The sequence below is a fragment of the candidate division WOR-3 bacterium genome (assembly GCA_039801365.1).
Classification (GTDB): domain Bacteria; phylum Hydrothermota; class Tepidihabitantia; order Tepidihabitantales; family Tepidihabitantaceae; genus JBDRUN01.
Genome location: JBDRUN010000046.1, coordinates 1 through 18,624 on the forward strand (window position 1 = coordinate 1; position 18,624 = coordinate 18,624).

At 58.5% G+C, this 18,624-nt stretch carries 11 protein-coding genes; 1 reads left to right on the top strand and 10 read right to left on the bottom strand.

Annotation, left to right across the window (positions count from 1 at the left end; translation table 11 throughout):
* The coding region (locus ABIL25_06890) for a S8 family serine peptidase (protein MEO0082000.1) at positions 1-2,660 on the top strand (2,660 nt) is incomplete at its 5' end.
* A 775-nt stretch (positions 2,661-3,435) separates the two neighbouring features.
* Here ABIL25_06890 and ABIL25_06895 read toward each other — a convergent pair.
* From ABIL25_06895 to ABIL25_06940, 10 genes are all read right to left on the bottom strand, one after another.
* Complete coding sequence (locus tag ABIL25_06895) at positions 3,436-4,119, bottom strand: DUF4956 domain-containing protein (protein MEO0082001.1); 684 nt, start codon at positions 4,117-4,119, stop codon at positions 3,436-3,438.
* Positions 4,120-4,129: 10 nt separating this feature from the next.
* Positions 4,130-4,960, bottom strand: coding sequence for a polyphosphate polymerase domain-containing protein (locus ABIL25_06900; protein MEO0082002.1), 831 nt, complete (start codon positions 4,958-4,960; stop codon positions 4,130-4,132).
* Between the two features lie 3 nt (positions 4,961-4,963).
* Positions 4,964-6,559: an SBBP repeat-containing protein gene (locus ABIL25_06905; protein ID MEO0082003.1), complete on the bottom strand. Its 1,596-nt coding sequence runs from the start codon at positions 6,557-6,559 to the stop codon at positions 4,964-4,966.
* A gap of 1 nt (position 6,560) precedes the next feature.
* Positions 6,561-8,102, bottom strand: a complete 1,542-nt coding sequence (locus tag ABIL25_06910) for an aryl-sulfate sulfotransferase (protein MEO0082004.1) — start codon at positions 8,100-8,102, stop codon at positions 6,561-6,563.
* A gap of 23 nt (positions 8,103-8,125) precedes the next feature.
* Positions 8,126-9,664 (bottom strand): aryl-sulfate sulfotransferase, encoded by a 1,539-nt coding sequence (locus ABIL25_06915; protein ID MEO0082005.1) that lies wholly within the window; start codon positions 9,662-9,664, stop codon positions 8,126-8,128.
* A complete protein-coding gene (locus ABIL25_06920) occupies positions 9,661-11,994 on the bottom strand; it encodes a CotH kinase family protein (protein MEO0082006.1) in 2,334 nt (777 codons plus the stop codon). The genes ABIL25_06915 and ABIL25_06920 overlap by 4 nt, the downstream gene beginning before the upstream one ends.
* Before the next feature lie 5 nt (positions 11,995-11,999).
* Complete coding sequence (locus ABIL25_06925; GenBank protein MEO0082007.1) at positions 12,000-12,998, bottom strand: lamin tail domain-containing protein; 999 nt, start codon at positions 12,996-12,998, stop codon at positions 12,000-12,002.
* Between the two features lie 46 nt (positions 12,999-13,044).
* Positions 13,045-13,950, bottom strand: coding sequence for a porin (locus ABIL25_06930; GenBank protein ID MEO0082008.1), 906 nt, complete (start codon positions 13,948-13,950; stop codon positions 13,045-13,047).
* Positions 13,951-14,352: 402 nt separating this feature from the next.
* Positions 14,353-15,831: a right-handed parallel beta-helix repeat-containing protein gene (locus tag ABIL25_06935; GenBank protein ID MEO0082009.1), complete on the bottom strand. Its 1,479-nt coding sequence runs from the start codon at positions 15,829-15,831 to the stop codon at positions 14,353-14,355.
* 10 nt (positions 15,832-15,841) lie between these two features.
* A complete protein-coding gene (locus tag ABIL25_06940) occupies positions 15,842-18,604 on the bottom strand; it encodes a S8 family serine peptidase (protein MEO0082010.1) in 2,763 nt (920 codons plus the stop codon).
* Positions 18,605-18,624: the final 20 nt, after the last annotated feature.

Below are 18,624 nucleotides of genomic sequence, written 5' to 3' on the forward strand. Positions count from 1 at the left end.
CTTGGTCCGGGTCCTCGGCCGCGTTTGGTGACAACTCCGCCGGGTCCTGGCACGGCACCCATACCTGCGGCACTATCTGCGGAGATGACAGTTACGTCTCGGGTACAAGTGCGGCCGACGGCATGGCAATCAAGGCCAAGATGTACTTCATGGACATCGGTACCTCTTCCGGTTCGCTCTCAGTGCCCGGCGACCTGACAAACCTCTATACGCTGCCGTTCAACGGCAACACCGGCGGCGCAGCCCGGGTTTCATCCCATTCCTGGGGCTCGACCACCGGTGCGGGCACCTACACTGCCTACTGTCAGCAGACTGATAGGTTCATGTGGGACCACAAGGACTTCCTGATTGTGTATGCTGCGGGTAACAACGGCCCGGGTGCGACAACCGTGATTCCGCCCGGGACCTCGAAGGACATCTTGACCGCCGGAGCGGTAGCGAATGGTACCTCGGCCAACCAGATGGCCGATTTCTCTTCGCGCGGCCCGTGTAACGACACCCGGTACAAGCCGACCGTGACCGCGCCAGGTCAAAACATGCTGTCGTCAATTGGCTCGACCGCAACAAGCTATGGGTACATGCAGGGTACCTCGATGGCAACGCCGTGTGTCGGCGGCAATGCGGCCCTGGTCCGTGACTACTTTGCCAAGGGGTTCTATCCTACTGGCGAGTCGGTTCCCGGTAACCGGATGACCTACATCTCGGCCGCGCTCGTAAAGGCATGCATCGTCAACTCGGCGGCACCGGACATCATCGGTTCCACCATCCCGGACAACAACACCGGCTGGGGCCGGGTCAATATTGACGACGTACTCTATTTCAAGGACGATGTGCGGAAGCTCTCGATTCTCGATGATACCACTGGTCTTTCGACCGGCCAGTACCGGGAATTCACAGTCACGGTCAATAATCAGTCTGAGCCGTTGAAGATTACTCTTGTCTGGACCGACTACCCGGCAAGCTCCGGTGCAAACCCGGCAATCGTCAATAACCTCGATTTGGTCGTGACCGGGCCGAATGCGGTTGTTTACAAGGGCAACCAGTACACCGGCGGACAGTCAACCCCGAACCCGGCCGGCACTGACACGCGCAATGTTGAGGAGTGCGTGCGCCGCAACGTGCCTGAGCTTGGCGAATGGACCATCCGGGTCAACGCCACCAACGTGCCGCAGGGTACACGGCAGCCGTTTGCCGTGGTTGTGTCCGGTGGTCTTGGCACTGCCGGAACTGCGGTATTGAGTTTGTCCGGTTCCAGGCTCGAGGACCCTCCGCCCGGCAACAACAATGGCCGGTTCGACCCGGGCGAGACAGTATATTTGACCGATACGCTTCGTAACCTCTCCGGAGTCGCTGTCACCGGTGTCACCGGCAAGGTCCGGCTTCTCGGCTCAAATCCGTACATCACACTCCTTGATACGGTTGGGACTTTTGGCGACATCCCGGTCGGCGGAACCGCACATAATGGCGCAAGCCGTTTCCGGCTGTCCGCATCTTCGGCAACACCGCCCGGCACGGTGGTTGAGTTCGTCCTGGCGCTTTCCGGCTCAGGTTTCAGCCAGAATATTCCGTTTGAACTCAAGGTCGGCGCATCAGGGTTTCAGGTCGTCTGGGGCCCAAAGCAACTGCCGAGCTTCCCCTCAACCGGTTTCAATTACGGCCTTGCCTACAACCCGGTCAACCAGCGGCTCTACGTGATGAACGCCTATTCAAGGCGCATCTACATCTACTCAAGCGACTCCAGTCTGACCTATTACGGCAACATCCCGGCACCAGATACCATGGGTACCGATATTAAGTACTGTGCGTACGATTCGACTTTCTGGGTCGCTACTAACCCGATAACCACTGGCCGCAAGAAGGTATCAAAGATTCAGCCGGACGGAACCGTGCTCTGGCAGTTCGACAACCTGGCCAATGATTACCCGGTTGGACTAGCCTGGGTCGAGTCCGAATACCGGCTTTACCTCTCGGACCGCAGGACTGCACTCAACTCGTTTCCTCAATACGTGTACGTTGCTGACACCCTGGGCACGCAGGTGCGCCGGATGGACGTACCGCTTCGAGCTGCTTACGGTGCGCGCTGCCTTGCGTACGAGCCCCAGGGTCCGAACAACGGTTCCCTACTGATGGTCTATACCGCCTTCAACTCTGGCGGCACCCAGATTGACTCCTGTGGCGTCTACGAAATGAGCCGTACCGACCTGTCTATCATCCAGCGAGTTCTCTTGCCCGGTTGGAACTGCCGTGGCATTGAATACGACCCGCGCGATGGAAACTACTGGGTCACAATTCCGCAGTCTCCTGACCGTTCCATCGCCAAGATATCAGGTTTCTACGGCCCGCCGACCGGGCTTGTCAGCCCAGGGACTGCGCCAGTCGCTGAGCGGCTTCGACTTCTGCCAATCAGACCGAACCCGTGTCCTGACCAGGCAGAGTTGTCATATTACCTTCCGTCGAACTGTCGAGTAAGGCTATCGGTCTGTGACCTGACCGGAAGGGTTGTTGCGCGGGTCGTTGACGAAGTTCAGGAACCGGGCTTGAAGCGTGTGCGCTGGAATGGCCAGGCTGAAGACGGCGGTAGACTTTCAAGCGGCATCTACTTCTGCCGACTGGAGGCGCTTGACCAGGCAGTTGTTGGAAGGTTCGTGCTTGTGCGCTGAGCTATCGAGCTGGTAGCAAACGGGTAGCGGTAGCTTCGGCTCTGCTGGTAGAGGCACCTTGGAGCCTGCGGCGCTCACGCCGGCCGCTGCGCAATTTTCCTCGCCAAACCGGCAGCTAATAAGGATAGCCCCCGGCCTAGCTGGCATTAGCTTGAAGTTTACCTGCAGGTAAACTTCACCTGTCGGGTTCAAAGAGCCTTATTTTTCTGACATCGAATAGCATAACTGGTCATAAGTCCGCATGTTATGCGCGAGGTGCGTTCTGGAGCAAGGATACATGGGGGTCATGGGGCAGGTGGTCTTACGAGTTGTCTAGCCTGCGGTCTGGCTGGCTGTTTTCCTTGTGGTCTTCCCGGTGGCTTACCTTGTTATCAGCCTTGCTGTTTGGGTAACGGTATCCCAAGTTGCCTTACTCACAGTGTCCCTGATTGTGATTGGGGCTGCCTCCCTTATCGCCTGTTCGATTGCGGCCCCGGCTGCTTGTGTGGTTGCCAAGAAAGTGGTTTGGCTCGCACTTCTCTTCGTCATTCCTCGCACTGTCGGGGCTGTTCTAGGCCGGGCCATGGCGCAGTCTGTCCGGCAATGCGTCCTACCGACGACCGGACCCGTTACTGTCCACTATCAACTTGGTACCTCATGGTAACCGGCTGTGGCTGGTGTTCGGCCGTCATACTCGCCGAACGTTTCCGCCAGACCGCACCTGCGGTCTTCTGAGTTATCTTGGGAAACTGCACGTTACACGGTGGAAGGCACGGCGAAGCGAGCAGGCGCGGGGTTAGATTTGTTCTTCGTCGAAAAAGAGGTTCGCGTACTGGATGCCTGGAGTCCGGTTCATTTCCCGGACTAGTTCTTCGCCCTTGTCCTTGTCCCGGAGTCGGACGTAGTAGGACACTTCGACAAGGTCGGTGTCGCCCAGGGTGCGGACGTTTATCGGTGTGAGCTTGCGGCAGTAGCGGTTGAGCAGCGTCTGGTAGGGAGGTGGTTCAGTCCCGGTTGGCCGGTAGTTGAACTGGAGTAGATGGTCGTCACGGCGGGGCGAGGAGAAGCGCGTTTTGGACATCAGGAAGATGAGCGCGCCGATGAATAGTGTGCCGACGACCGCAATCGTGTAGAAGCCGACACCGCAGGCCATGCCGATGGCGAGTGCCAGGAACACGTAGACGATGTCTTGGGTATTCTTTACTGCGTGGCGGAACCGGACAACCGAGAGTGCGCCGACAAGACCGAAGGCGCGGGCAAGGTTGTTGCCGATAACCATGATCATTATTGCGGTGGTCATGCAGAGCAGGATGAGCATGTTGGTGTAGGCGACCGAGTAGCCCGGACCGCGATAGGTCTTGCGATACAGCCAGGCGATGAAGAAACTGCAGGCAAAAGCGAAGACTAGTTTGACGACGACCGTGCTGGCGTTGAGCGGCAGGAGGTTGAGTTCTTGAACAAGGCTCTTGATGATTTCCATTTTGCTCCTTTCAGGTTGCGCAAGCCACGGGCAAGGGGAATTCGACCGTGTGGCCGATGCCAAGCAGGAACTTCTTTTCGGCACGTTGGCAGTCAATGCCCATTGCGTACTTAGAGACCGCAACGCGGCTGAGGTCGAACCGGGTGAGAATCGAACGAACCCAGTATGGCAGGCAGCCGTCATAGAACTTGATCTCGAACACGAAGTGGTCAGGCATTAGGAACTTGGCATCGCGGTCCTGGTAAAGCGAGTCGAGCGTGGGGTAGAGCCGGCTTCTGACGTTCTTGTCGAATGTCAGGCGAAGGGTAGAGTCGAACCGGCTGTAGAACGGCTCGCGTTCGTAGGCGATGAGTACGACCGGCAGCATTTTGCGACGGTAGTAGTTGTACAGGAACCGACGGGCGGCCTCGGCTTCGTTGGTGCCGGGTGCGAACGGCAGGTCGGCTGGCGCCGGGCCGTAGCCGGCGAATACCTGCGTGATACGGTTCCAGGGCAGGGGCGCCCGATACTTGCCGATGAAGTCGCCGAGCTTGTACTTGATTTCCAGAAACACGGTTGAGTCGGAAGCAGGTGTGCCGTAGCCACGAATGCGGAGTTTCTTCTTGGTGCAGAAACCGTCGAATTTCTCGTAATAACAGTGGAAACGGCGGGTGTCGTAGTAGATGCTGCGCACGGTGTACTGACCGCCCGGCCGCTGCGCCGCGAACTTGTCGAGGTAGACATAGGGCGCGAGCGCGGCGCGAAGGTCGGTAAGCAGGTCGGTGTGAACCAGGAACTTGTATTCAAGCCGCATCGGGGCGATGCGGGCCGAAGTGGTAATACCGGCCGGCGGGTCAGACACGGCTCAGCGGGCGATGATGACCTTGGTCACGCCCGACGCGTCACGCATTGCGCCCGAGGCCGGAGCGACGAAGTAAACACCGGGCGCGAGGCCGGAGACGTCGTTGGCGCCGGGTTCGAGGTCTGCGACGGTACGGCCGGTGGCGTCGAACAGAAAGGCGCAGGCTGCGGACTGCTGACCGCTCGCCACATCGGCCAGTAACAGGCTCCCGCGAATGATGGTCGGTGCTAGCTGGGAGCCGTGAGCTCCGGGCCGGGGGCTTTCGGTAATGCCAACCGCAGGGTAGCGGACCGTGGCGTAGTCAATGACCGCGCCGTCGCTTGCGCCGGTAACACACACGCCACCGGTTGGGTCGAGCGCCATCGCCATTGCTTCATCGTAACCTGAGTTTGGGCCGTCGTAGCGGTTCACCCATTCTTCGGTGCCGGCTGGAGTGTAGCGGACCGTGGCGTAGTCGGCACCAGTGCCTTGACCCTGGCTTGTGCCGGTCACGGTCACGTAACCTCCTGCATCCACCACGATGGCGTGTGCTTCGTCGAACCCGGATGCTGGGCCGTTGTAACGGCTGACCCAGATCAGGTTGCCGTCAGGGTCGTACTTGACCGTGGCGTAGTCAGCTTCCGTGCCGTTGCCCTGGCTTGAGCCGGTCACATAGACGTTTCCAGCCGCGTCGAGCCCGATGGCATAGGCTTCGTCCGGACCGTTGGCCGGGCCATTGTAGCGCCGGACCCAGAGTGTTTCGCCGTCCGGATTATACTTGATTGTTACATAGTCAAGGCCAGAGGTGGAGTCAAGGCTGCCGCCACAGACGTAAACGTTACCAAGAACATCCACCACCAGGCCATGTGGTTCGTCGTCTTCGCCGGCCGGGCCGTCATAGCGCACGGCCCACTGCTCGACTCCGCTCGAGTTGTACTTGACTGTGGCGAAGTCCCAGGTCAGGAGGTAGGGATTGCCACTCGAACCGGTAACATAGACGTTGCCAGCAGGGTCAAGCCCGATGCAGGAGGCGAAGTCCTCGAACTCGGTTGAGTAGGTTGCGACCCACTGCCGGTTACCGGCAGCGTCGTACTTGAGCGTAACAAAGTCCCAGCCCGCGGTGTCGGACTGGGCATAGCCGGTGACATAGACGTTGCCGGCTTGGTCGAGTGCGACCGCAAGACCCATATCGTTACCAGTGCCAGGGCCGTTGTACAGCGCGGTCCAGAGCGAGTCCCCGGAATTGTCATAGACAATTGTAAGAATATCGGTGTATAGGCTTGGGTCTGCACATCCACCAGTGACCGCGACCCGGGTGCCACGTACTGCGATTGCGCGGCCTTCATCCGAGCCCGAGGCCACGCCGTTGAACCGCCTGATCCAGAGTGAATCGCCGGCCAAGCCGTACTTGACCGTGGCGGCGTCGTATGACGTGCCCAAGCCCCAGCTTGTTCCGGTCACATAGGTGCACCCGGACTGGTCGACCGCGACACCGTAAGCCCGGTCTTCGTCTGAAGCCGGGCCGTCGTAACGAGACACCCAGGTCTGGCTCAAGGCGGGCAAGGCGAGGGCCAAGGCAACGATGAATGCTGAACGATGAGCGATGAATCTGGTGTGCATACTACCTTCCTTTCACCAAACGTTCTTGGCTGGTGACGATGCTGCCGGAGCCGTCCCTGGCGGCTGCTGTAAGGCGGACAAGATAAACGCCGGCCGGTAGGTCTGGCCTTGGGGCGAATGCGATACTATGCTCGCCCGGGTCTTGGACACCTTTGTCAAAAGACGCAACCAAACGGCCAACGACATCGAGAACTGACAACTCGACCTGGCTTCTTGCATCCAACTTGTATCGAATCGAGGCAGCGTTGCGGAATGGATTCGGGCTGATATTCAGCGTTGATGCGACCGGTTCAGTCCGCTCGCTCCGTATGCCGGTGAAGTTACGCGGATACTTCAGGGCGCGGCCAATCTGTCCGCCGGTGTTGTACTGCCAAGCAACCTGCTTGTTGTAGGTGACCTCCACAAGCTTGTTGACAGTTCCAAGTGTTGCCATGGTGTTACCGTTGGGCAGCCGGTATGCACCGCCCAGGTGCTGGGCATAGAATGCCGAACCGTTGGAGTAGGACCAGGTCAGGTTCTGGGGTGTCGGTCCGAACGCCGAGTCCGGATGAATGTAGTAATGGTCGTTTGAGTCGAGTGGCGGAGTGATTTCTATGATGACCGAGTAGTCGTTTGCGCTGCCTGGGCGGTCGCCGTTGTTCAGGACAATGATGTTACCAGCGCCCGGCATCCCAGGCCGGATCCAGTTACCGCCGTGGACGATGTAGAAAACGCGGTCGGCAGAGGTGCCGCGGTCGTAGTTCTGCGGGTTGCCCCAGCGGTAGAGGATGTCGCCACCCTTGCCGTGCCGGCCACCGGTGTGGCCGCGTGCTTCCTCAGTTGTGGTTGAATGGTCAATTACGTAGATTTCGTGGAGGTTGTGGGAAGTAAGGATAATCTCATCACGTTCGGCGTTGTAGTCAACAGTGTTGCAGTGCATCCAGTCGCCGCCTTGAACCGTACCGAGGTTGATGTCAAGAAGTTCGGGATGTTCCCGTACCACGCCGTAGTTGGGCTTGGACGGGTCAACGTCTTGAATCAGGTGGTCCCAGAAGTGCCATTCCCAGACAACGGTCCGCGAGACTGGGTCCCATTCGATGACCTCATCCGGCCAGATGTCGGAGGTGATGTTCTGGCGGCCCATGGCCTGGGCCTCGGCCGCGGTCTTACGGTCCCAGGACACGACGAGCACATGGCCGTTGGGCATTGGATGGATGTCGTGGTGCTGCTGGTGGTAGGAGTTGGACCAGATGAAGCTTTCGATGATCGAACCGTTCCACGAGTAGTGCTGAATAAGTCCGCCGTAAGCCGCGCCGCGCATCGTTGCACCGGAGTATACGCTGGGACGCCAGATGGTCGAATCAGGCATGAGATAGGGCACGTAGGCAACATTCGTGTTGCAGGTCCAGGATTTGACCGTAGCGCCGGAATTGTCAATTAGCTTCATTGTCGTGCTGTTCATGTTGTTGACCAGCGTCAGCCCGTCAAACGCCTGGGCTGACGCGAGCGATGGTAGGACAAGTAGTGTGAGGGTTAGGTATGCGGTCAGGCGGAATGCGGTCATTTCTCACCTCTTGGGTTTGGTTCTCATTCGGTCTTCGTGAGTTTGACGGTGCAGACCGACCCGGTGCCATCGGCCGGCCGGATGAACAGTTGTGCGAAATAGACGCCGGCCGGAATCTCACGCCGTCCGGCAGGAAAGATTACCTCATAGTGCCCCGGGCTCTGTTTGCGGTCAATGAGTGTTGTGCAGAGCCGGCCAGCGGCATCGAAGAGCGAGAGCAACACATGGCTTGTTGCTGGCAGAGCGTAGCGGATGACGGTTGACAATCGGAATGGATTCGGCTGTGCCGCAGGCTTGACGGCCATTGGCTTAGCCGACCCCTGGCAGATTCCAGCAAGGTCCAGTGGATACTTCATGGCCCGTGCGGTCTGGGTGCCGGTGTTGTATTGCCATACTACCTGCCTGTTAGGTGAGACTTCGACCAGCCGACCAGTGGTTCCGAGGGTTGCGAGTGTATTGCCGTTGGGCAGCCGGTAAGCGCCGCCAAGATGCTGGGAATAGAAGTTCGTGCCGTTGGAATACTGCCAGGTTGGTGTTCTGGGGCCGAATGCGGAATCCGGGTGGATGTAATAGTGGTCATTGGAGTCGAGCGGAGGCGTGATTTCGACGATTGACGACGAGTCAGCTGTGGTTCCGGGTCGGTCGCCGTTGTTGAGCACGAGGATATTGCCCGCGCCCGGCATCCCAGGCTGGACCCAGTTTGCGCCGTGCGCAACAAAGAAGACCTGGTCAGCCGTGGTTCCTCGGTCATAGACCTGGGGGTTGCCCCAGCGGTACAGGAAGTCGCCGCCCCTGCCGTGCCGGCCACCGGTATGGCCCCGTGCTTCTTCGGTCGTGGTGGAGTGGTCAATGACATAGAACTCGCTCAGGGTGTGCGAGGTAATGATTATCTCATCGCGTTCGACGTTGTAGTCAACCGCGTTACAGTGCATCCAGTCGCCGCCCTGCTGGATTGTTCCTTGGTTGATGTCGAGGAGTTCGGGATGCTCGCGCACGACACCGTAGTTTGGTTTTCCAGGGTCAACGTCCTGAATCAGGTGGTCCCAGAAGCTCCAGCGCCAGACAACACTGTCGGCTTCAGGGTCCCATTCGATGACCTCGTCTGGCCAGATTTCACCGGTGAGGTTCAGCCGACCCATTGCCAAACCTTCGGCGCGGGATTTGCGTACCCAGGCAATGAGCAGCACGTGGCCGTTGGGCATGACGTTGATATCGTGATGCTGCTGGTGGTTCGAGTCCGACCACAGGAAACTCTCGAGCAGGTTATGACTCCAGTCGTAGTGGGTCATCAGGCCGCCGTAAGGGCCGCCCCGCATTATCGAGCCGGAATAGACTTCCATGCGCCAGATGGTTGAGTCGGGCAGCAGGTAGGCGATGTAGCAGGGGTTAGTGGATGTCCAGGAATTCACCGTCTGGCCAGAGTTGTTCTTGAGATAGGTCGTCCGGTTGTTGATGGGGTTGTACAGCGTAAGTCCATCGAATGCCTGGCCAAAGGCGACGGCCGGCAGCAGAAACACAACTAGAATCAGGGTCGTGCGGCTGTTCACCCGTTTCTGATTCATTGCCCAGTCTTTGCAAGCTTCACGGTCAGGACCAAAGCTGGGCCTTTGGCCGGCTTGGCTGCGATTTGCGCGAAGTATACACCGCTCGGCTGTCCCTGAACAGCGTGGGTGATTTCGTACGAGCCCGGCGACTGTTCGGCGTCAACAAGCGTTGAGCAGAGCCGGCCTGAGACATCGAAGATGCGAAGTAGAACCGCGCTGCGCACCGGCAGAGCATAGTGGATAGTGGTTGAGCGCAGGAACGGGTTGGGGTGCGGGTCCAGTCTGTAATCTGCGGTCTGCCCTCTGTGGTAAGCAGGGTCTGCTATTCCGACGCCGCTGTCATTTGCCGCAGCGAATGTCGGGTTCATCAGGATGAACCGGCCAGTTCCGTTCGGATAACGACCATAGCTTATGTCTGCGAACTGAGGTCCGTAGGTTACGCGGTCAATCGGTCTGCCGTCCGGGTCGGACAGGAGCAGGATTCCGCTGGATCCAGCGAGCTTGAAGTTAGCGTGCAGCCCAGGTTGGTTCAGGTCGTTGTCGGCCCAGACAACAAGGTAGCCGCGGGCCGGAATCGTGGTGTCGGGAAAGGCCCAGCGGGTGATATTGGTTGAGTCGTTGGTTAGGAGCCAGTCGTCAAGGCTGACCGGCTGGCTGGAGTTGTTGTAGAGTTCAATCCAGTCGTCATACTGACCCGACGGGTCTTGGACCGTTTTCTCGTTTATCGCCATGAACTCGTTCAGGACTACGTCGTTTGCGACCGGCAGGGTCAGGAACTCACGTTCGGCCCGCGCAGGAAAAAACGTTCCGGCTTCGGGGTTTTCGGCATAGACGTAGTACTCGACGTTGCCCGCGGCGAGCCGGACCCGAACGCCGTAGAGCCCGTCGTTTGCACTTGAGTCACCGTGCAGGCCGTCATCGTACATCACGGCTCTGACAAAACGCAGAGCCGGGTTCTGTCGGAGTCCGAGCCAGACCGAATCAGCACCTTGGATTCGGGCAAGGAACTGAACGTGCGAGTTCGGTCGGGCCGGATACGGCGCTCCGGATGCGTCGGATACAACCGGTGCTGAGGCCTGGAACTCAGGCCGGGACAAAAGCCACGCTGTCCTTGCATTCATAAGTTCGGTCAGACCGACGATTGCGAGCGGGCCGGAACCGACCGAACGGGTCACGTTGTTCAGGAAATCGTTGTAGGTGTAAAACTTGTTACGGTCGGCCTGCACGTGGGCGTCAATGATGTGTTGAATTTCCAGTGCCCGATTTCTATACCAGTTGCTAGTGAATACGTCGGCGATGACGGTTCTTGCATGAGCGACAAACATCCGGCGACGCCGGGCATCGTTCAGCACTTTGCTACAGATTGGATACTGGGTATCAGCCGAGCGCAGGAATGGATCGAGCTGCTGCATCTGGGTCAGAGACAGAAGCCCGGTGCCGTAAAGCTCCCGAAATGCACCGAAGCTCTCGTTCAGGTCCCAGACAATCGGGTTGAACCGGTTTGACGCATCCCGGTACAAGTAGTAGTTCTGGGCAGTGTTGATTGGCGAGTCGAGGTTGACGAGCAGGATGTCAAAAGCGAGCATCCAGAGAAGCCGGTCAACGTCCAGGACCCGGTCCAGTGCTTCGTTGTGGTTATTGAGGGTGTCGAAGAGAGCGATAAGTTCGGGCCAGCCAGAAACGGATTCGAGTTCAAAGTAGTCCAGGTAAGGGATTGAATCCGGGCCAAGATACTTCCAGCCCATCATCTTTACCGAGTCGAACTCGATGCGTCCCTTGAACCGGGCGTTCTCGTCGCAGTAGAAGTGTTCCCGCATGAAATGTTTGTCCGGGTCCTCATTGTTGGAATAGAGACCGATAAGGGTATCGTTTACATAGATGTCGGCGTAATTGGACCGACCCGCAGGCATGTACTTCCGGGTAATCTCGTAACTCAGTGCCTCGCGCACGCAACTGGGGTCCTTGTAGATATTGGCCAGTCGAAGCGTGCCGTGACCTTCGATGGTCTGGCCGGGTTTGATGTAGTCGAGCTTGATGTTGAAGGGGTTCTTCTTGCGGTTCGGGTTATAGGAGCTGTAGCCTTTATACCGAACCCCGACCGAGTCGAACCGGATGCCGTTGATTACCGCAGTCCCGACAAGCCGCTCTTCAAGACCCCGGGCATACAGGCTGTCGAGAATCTCGTCCCAGTTGGATTCGGCAAAATAGAGTCTGATTTCGTTGACCTGCTCCAGGTCGAAGAACCCGGCAACCGAAAGGCCACAGGCCACAAGCCACAGACCACAGACCAGAACCGTGTGGCGTCTGAGGTTTGTGACCGGAAATGCAATCCTCGAAGCCGCTCGCACGGTCGCTACTTCTTCAGTCGGTTCGGGTGGCGCGGGGTCGGACTAGTCATGAACTGCCAGTTCGGAGCGCCATCAGGATAACGGCCAAAGGACGTATCCACGCCTTGGTGGCCAAAGGTGAGGGTGTCAATGATGAGCGCGTAGGTATCTTTCGCTTCGTACAGCCCGAGCTGCTCACCACCGGCTGCAGCCAGATTGAAGGTAGTGTGGAGCTGGCCTTCGGTGGGTTCGTTGTCCGCCCAGATGAGCAGGAAACCGCCGGCGGCAATTGACGTATCAGGGATGACCCATTTCTTCCGGTCCCTAAGATTGTCGGTCAGGTAGAAGCCGCCAAGCCTGACCGGCAGCGAGTCGGCGTTGAAAAGCTCAATCCAGTCGTCGTAGTCACCGGCTTCGTCGGCAATTGTTGAATCATTCGCAGCCATGAACTCGTTGAGAAACAGTCGGCCGCGGAAAGACGATGCCTCTGAGAGATTCATATGACCCGGGGTGGGCAGTGAGAGAAAGTACCAGTTCTCACCTCCGTCCGGCAGTCGGCCGTAGGACGTGTCGGTCCGCTGGGGGCCGAAGGAGAGCGTGTCCACGAGCGTGACGCGGTCACGGGCCGACGAAAACAGGCCGATTGCCTCGCCCGGGCCGGCGTTCAGCTTGAAGGTCGTGTGAAGCGGGCCTTCGTTGTTTTCGCCGTCGCACCAGATGATAAGGTACCCGCCAGCCGGGATGAACGTGTCAGGAAATCCCCACTTGGTGGCCCGCGACAGGTCGTCAGTAAGGAACATCCCACCAACGTCTATGTTCTTGTCCCCGGCGTTGTAGAGTTCTACCCAGTCGTCAAAGTCGCCCCTTTCGTCGGCAATTGTCGAGCGGTTGGAGGCCATGAATTCATTGATAAACAGCACCCCGTGGTACTTGGAAAGACCGTAACCGGCCGGCGCAGCCGTACACGTGCACCCGCTGAGCGCGACCATTGCGGTTGCTAGAGTCAGGTTCAACACGATTCTCATTTCTGTGCTCCTGTTCTGTCTGATCGCTGGGACATTGGTCATTGTCCTAGAATCCTACTTGAGCCTGCGCTACGAATTTTGGCTGCCAGTCCGGGAACCGGACCACAAGGTTGGTCTTGAGTTGAACCTTGCGGTAGAGGTATAAGTTGCAGGCTGCGGTCACGGCCGTTGTCCGGTCGCGCGAATCGGCCAGGTTGTCCGAGACGGTTTCCAGCCTCAGCCCGGGCTCAAACGCGGCCAGCCGGTATGCACCGACAAGATATGCGCCAAACATTCGGCGGTCGGTTCCGCGGTTGCCGTACAACACCTCGGCGTCAGCAGATACCCTGCCGGTCTGCCAGGCGATGTCGGCGCCCCACGCGGTCAGGACGTTGCCGGTCAAGGAGTCGTTCCGTTGACTGCCGTTCAGACCGACAGTAATTGCCCCAAGGGGCTGAACGGTCAGCCGTTCGCAGAACTGTTTGGCGTCGTTGTGATCCTCAAACACGCGGTCGCCATTGCCGTTGTACACCCCGAGCGAATAGCCGACTGGTAGCGGAAAGGGCAGTGATTCGCCCTGCAACGTAACCCCGATGTCGCGGCCAAGATACCCCTGGTCACCGAACATGTCATTCGTCTCACTGCGCTCAATCATGAACAGCTTGCTGGCCGGGGTCAGTTCTTCGCGGCTGAAAGGCATCTTCCTGAGCCCGGCTGTAAAGCCCAACGCCGGGCTGATTCGGTACTCGAGATACGCATCCTTTGCTGTCAGCGCAAGCTTGTCGCACCCGATTTCAATCTCAGCACCGACTTTATCGGCGATGTCGTAGCGGAACTCGATCCGTCCGCGACGCAGATCAAAGCCGTGTTTCGGAACCGCATACCGGTCGAAATCGTACATCCATTGGACGTGGACGTAGCCGTTGATGGAAAGCAGCCCGGGCTGGGACCGCTCCTTGCCAGACGCAAACACAGACAGGAGCAATAGAAGTACAACAGATGATCCGGCCAGAGCGGGAGAGATGCGACCGTAGGGCGCTATAGTGCCTCCATTGATGCCATAAGCTTACTCAGGCTGTGAATTCACGCAATATTCATTTGTTTTTGACACGCAGACTGCGACATAACTGCGGTACTGCACAAGCTGTGCCGTATCAGCGCTCTTTACAACCTAACACTGGCATCTACACTAACAAGCAGTCAGACAATGTGTTACCTTTGCACAGGCATCGTGATCCGTTGATTACAGACGGCCTTTGCATATTCAGCAGTGTATAGTTTCTGCACAGCGGGCAGGCTCCTATCGTTGTCTTGCGCCCAGGACGGTGTTCATGCACGAATCCGAGAAGTGACCGGGCTGTGCTGAAACCGAGGTTCAGGGCAGCTTGACGAGACGTCCGGGGGAGGTCTGGTCCGGTGATTCCAGCCGGGCTAGATACACACCGGGCCGTAGTCCAGCGAGCTCCAGCGTGTTGCTGCCAGCGTTCACTTCATGTTTGAGAGCCCTACGACCGGCGGCATCTATGAGCCAGAGCACGCCGGGCCGGCCGGACATGAACCTGACCCGGCCGCGTGTAATACCGGGCAAGAAAGCGTGCCGAGCCAGGGTGGCGGCAGGTATTTCGGTGCTGCCGGTGAGGACCGTGCGACAGTAGTGGTAACCCATATCCGGTACGCCCATGTCCGGGACTGAATCGGTGCGTGTCGTCCAGGCGTGAATAAGCGAATCGAGATTTACAGGGGTGCGCATGACCGTGTCGCCAGCGTCGCAGCACGGACTGGTCTCGGGCTGGCCGGCCGCTGTCTGGCTCAGGTAGTAAGGGCCGCGCGCGCCGGTAACGAACAATGGGTCTAGTGCGAGCGAGTGCAGACCGACACGGACGCCGTAGTAGGCGTCGGGCAGGTTGGCCCAGACATCGTTATAGTCAACGTCGAGTGTTTCACCCAGGGTGTCCGGATAGGAGGCAATGGCACCGCCAGCCCGGCCCAAGCCATCGCAGATGTTTCCGAACAGGATGTTGTTCTTGACGATTGATGTCGAGCTGTTTTCGACGAAGATACCGGCACCGTGCGTAATCGCGGTTGAGCAGACGTTGGCGACAAAGGTGTTGTTCACCACGTAGGCGGTCGCATTGTTGACATAAAGGCCGCCGCCGTAGGAGATGCCGCCCGTACTTGTGCCCATGCGGTTACGAAGAAACAGGTTCGCAAACACGACCGGCCTGCCGCCGGCAAGATGAAGTCCGCCACCATACCAGAAACCACCTTCACCGCCCATCGCACAGTTCTCAAGGAAAACGTTCTGGATGAAGATGCCTGAGCCTGAGCAGAACACACCTGCGCCATAGCGCCAGCCGCCGCCACCTTCGTTCCAGATAGTGTCCCAGGCAACAAGGTTGTCGTGAAAAAGGGGCGCGCCGTCCGCATACACACCGCCGCCATAGCCCATGGTGCTCAAGTGATTGTCGGTGATGTGGTTGTGACAGATTTCCGGGCTGCCCCGGCACCACAGGCCGGCGCCGTTACCCGGGTAGGTTGATACGAGGCCACGAGTCAGCGTGAACCCGCAAAGCCGGGTCGCGGATGTATAGTCCAACGCGTTCATTGTTACTACTCGTCCGGAATCACGCGCGTTCACAATCGTCGAATCCGGCCCGGCTTCACTCAGGAGAGTAATGCCATCTCTTGCTGGCCAGGTAAGGCGTTCAAAGTAGGTGCCGGAGGCGACCAGTACGGTGTCGCCGGTCCGGGCTGCGTTAAGACCAGCCTGAATTGTCGGCTGCTCAGACGGCACGTGGATAACAAGCGCCTGAGCGAGCGCAACCGACAGTCCGAGCAAGAGAGTTAGTCTCATGGATACCTCCTTATTTCAAGCGAGTGGACAGATGTACCAACTTAGTGCAGGTGCTTGTCTCAAAGGTTTTCAGGTCAAGGAAATAGACCCCAGGTGTGAATGTCAGGTCCGGGAGCCGGACTTGGTGCTTACCAGCGGAAAAACGGTCACTGACCAGGACCGCGAGCTCACGGCCGGCCGCGTCTCGGATTGCCAGTTGCACGCTGCCAGGTTTGGCCAGCTGGAACGTAACCGTGGCAACCCCGCAGCACGGATTGGGCAGGATACTTATTACGCCGGGGACGCTACGCCCTTGGGGCGAAACCTCGCACCCGGTCGGGAGGTGGAACCCGGCGTACTTGAGGATAATGTTTTTCTGGCCAGCATGCTGGGACACAGTTGCCCACATGCTGCCGTCCCTGGGGTCATACTCGACGCCGCGGAAGTCGTACGTCTGCGGGCTTAGGACGTACTGGACTAGACGACAACCTGGATTGCGGAACTCGTACAGTCCGGTGCTTTCCGGGTACTGACCGGTCACGTTGTAGTAGGTGTAGGCCATCAGCAGGCTTGGTCGGTCCGGGTTTGTGTTGGTCAGGTCCAAGGCAAGGCCCCGGGCACCGTAGTTGCCGTTCAGGGGAATCGTATCTTGGCGTAGTCTGTTGCCGAGTGCGTCGGTAACATATACGTACCCTGGTTTCATTCCGAGACTGCGGCGGTCGGCAAGATAGAGTAGCCGGGACGATTCGTCCCAGGCCAGGCCGGTCGGTACGTTAGCGGCCGGGTTTGCAAACTGCCGGAGTACGGTGCCGTTGACCGACATCTTGTATACCCGCTTGGTCTGACCGGATGCAATCCAGAACGTCGAGTCGTACGCACAGTACTTGATGTCAGTGCATGCGGTTTCATTGTTCGGGGTTGGAATGGTGCCAAGCAAAGTAGGGTTCGAATCTGAGGAGTAGATGTAGATTGAGCGTGAACGATGGTGCGTAACGTAGAGCCGGTCGTGATCATGGTCGTAACCAAGTCCGTTCAGACCGGCAAGGTCAGGCATGCCAGGAAGTTGCTTCGGGCCCCAGATAATGACACCTGGGTTGGCACGAGGTGGGCCGGTTGTGAGCCGGATTGTTCTTGCGTAACTAGTCTCGCTGCAGGTCAGAGTCAAGTTCAGCTCAGCGACGTGGTTCGGCGGGCACGAAACGCTTGCCAGAAGTCCGAAAGGGTCATCCTGATTGCGTGTGCTGTCGCCGCCGGCAACGTCTCCGAAAACCGATACGGAATCGGCGACACTTACATACGGGTCAGTAGTGTGCAGCACACCGACGAGGTTGGTAGCAGTGATGCCTGATGCGTTGCGCAGGAACACTAGGAACTTGGCCGATTCGCCCGGGTCAAGCCAGTAGTTGCGGTTTGGGTCGTCGGCAATGGCGGTCCGGGTCACAAGGAGATTGGGACGGTTTGCCGGGAAGGCGTAGTCAACTGCCTGTTTGCAGTTCAGCCGACCCCAGCCGTAGTTGTTGTTGGGATAAGGTTCACCGGCCGGCGGATGGTCTGCGTGGTCAGCGATGATGTTAAAAATCTCCCTTTGACTCAGGTGCGGAGCTTTTTGTAGCATCAGGGCCACACACCCGGCAACGTGCGGGCATGCCATTGATGTTCCGCTCATGTCCTGATATCCACCACCAGGTGCGGCCGAACGGATGTTGACTCCGGGTGCGGAAATCGTGGGGTTGATTAGATTCCAGTCCGGGCGGAGCCAGTTCACGGTGTCGCGCCATACGGTTGTGTCCGGGGCCGGGCCACGCGAAGAGAACTTGGCGATGGTATCGGCCCGCGCGACCGCACCGGCGCTGATGACGTTCGGGTAGCTGCCGGGTGGATAGGAGGTGTTAGGGCTAGGGCCGCTGTTGCCAATGGCAAAAACTACCTTGATGCCAAGGTTGATAAGATTTATGATGTTGGGGAAGTAGGTCGTACTCAGCCGGCTCAGCCGGCACCAGGAGTTGGAAAGGACATCAGGCCGGCCTACGGCAGCCATCCAGTCAAAGCACTCCAGGATGTCGGATTCAGTTCCGGTGCCGTTGTCGTCAAATCCTTTGGCGCAGATGAATGTCGCGCCAGGTGCGATACCAATGTCGTCTGGAAATGGTCCTAGGCCGTCACCACCGCACATTGTGCCCATTACGTGCGTGCCATGGCCATTGTCATCATAGGGCACGCTTTCGCCGTTCACCGCATCAAACCAGCCGTTCTCGGTTCGCCATCGGCCGCCGAAAGCCGGATGGGTTACTTCAACCCCAGTGTCAATGTTGCCGACGACAACGCCGGCACCGGTATAGCCCTCGGCCCAGCATGAATCGGCCTTGACCATGAACACGTTCCAGGCCGGAGAATCGGTTGCATCCTGGATAACTGGGTCGTTGAGTCTGAACCGGTGGTCATCAAACACCAGATCAACATCCTCGCGCGCGGCCAGCGCACGGACCACTGCGGGAGTGGTTCTGAGACAGACACGGCTTACCAGGAAGGTGCTGCGGATGCGCTCGGCCGGAACTGTGGCCAGGTATTCGAGGATGCTCTGCTGCGCCCGAACCGCGGTTGTTCTTAGGATGTCGAGTTTCTGGTCGTAGCTGAGGCCTGCAGGTGCCACGGACATGTCGGCCTGGTCTCTGGTCTGCACGATGACACCAACCATGTCAGACGGCCCGGCTTGCTCAAGGATTACCTCAAGTTCGGGCGTGATTTGGCCAGCAAGGGCGACCGCCATTGTTAGAATCACGACAAGCGTTCTCATCAAGCCTCCCATGCACATTC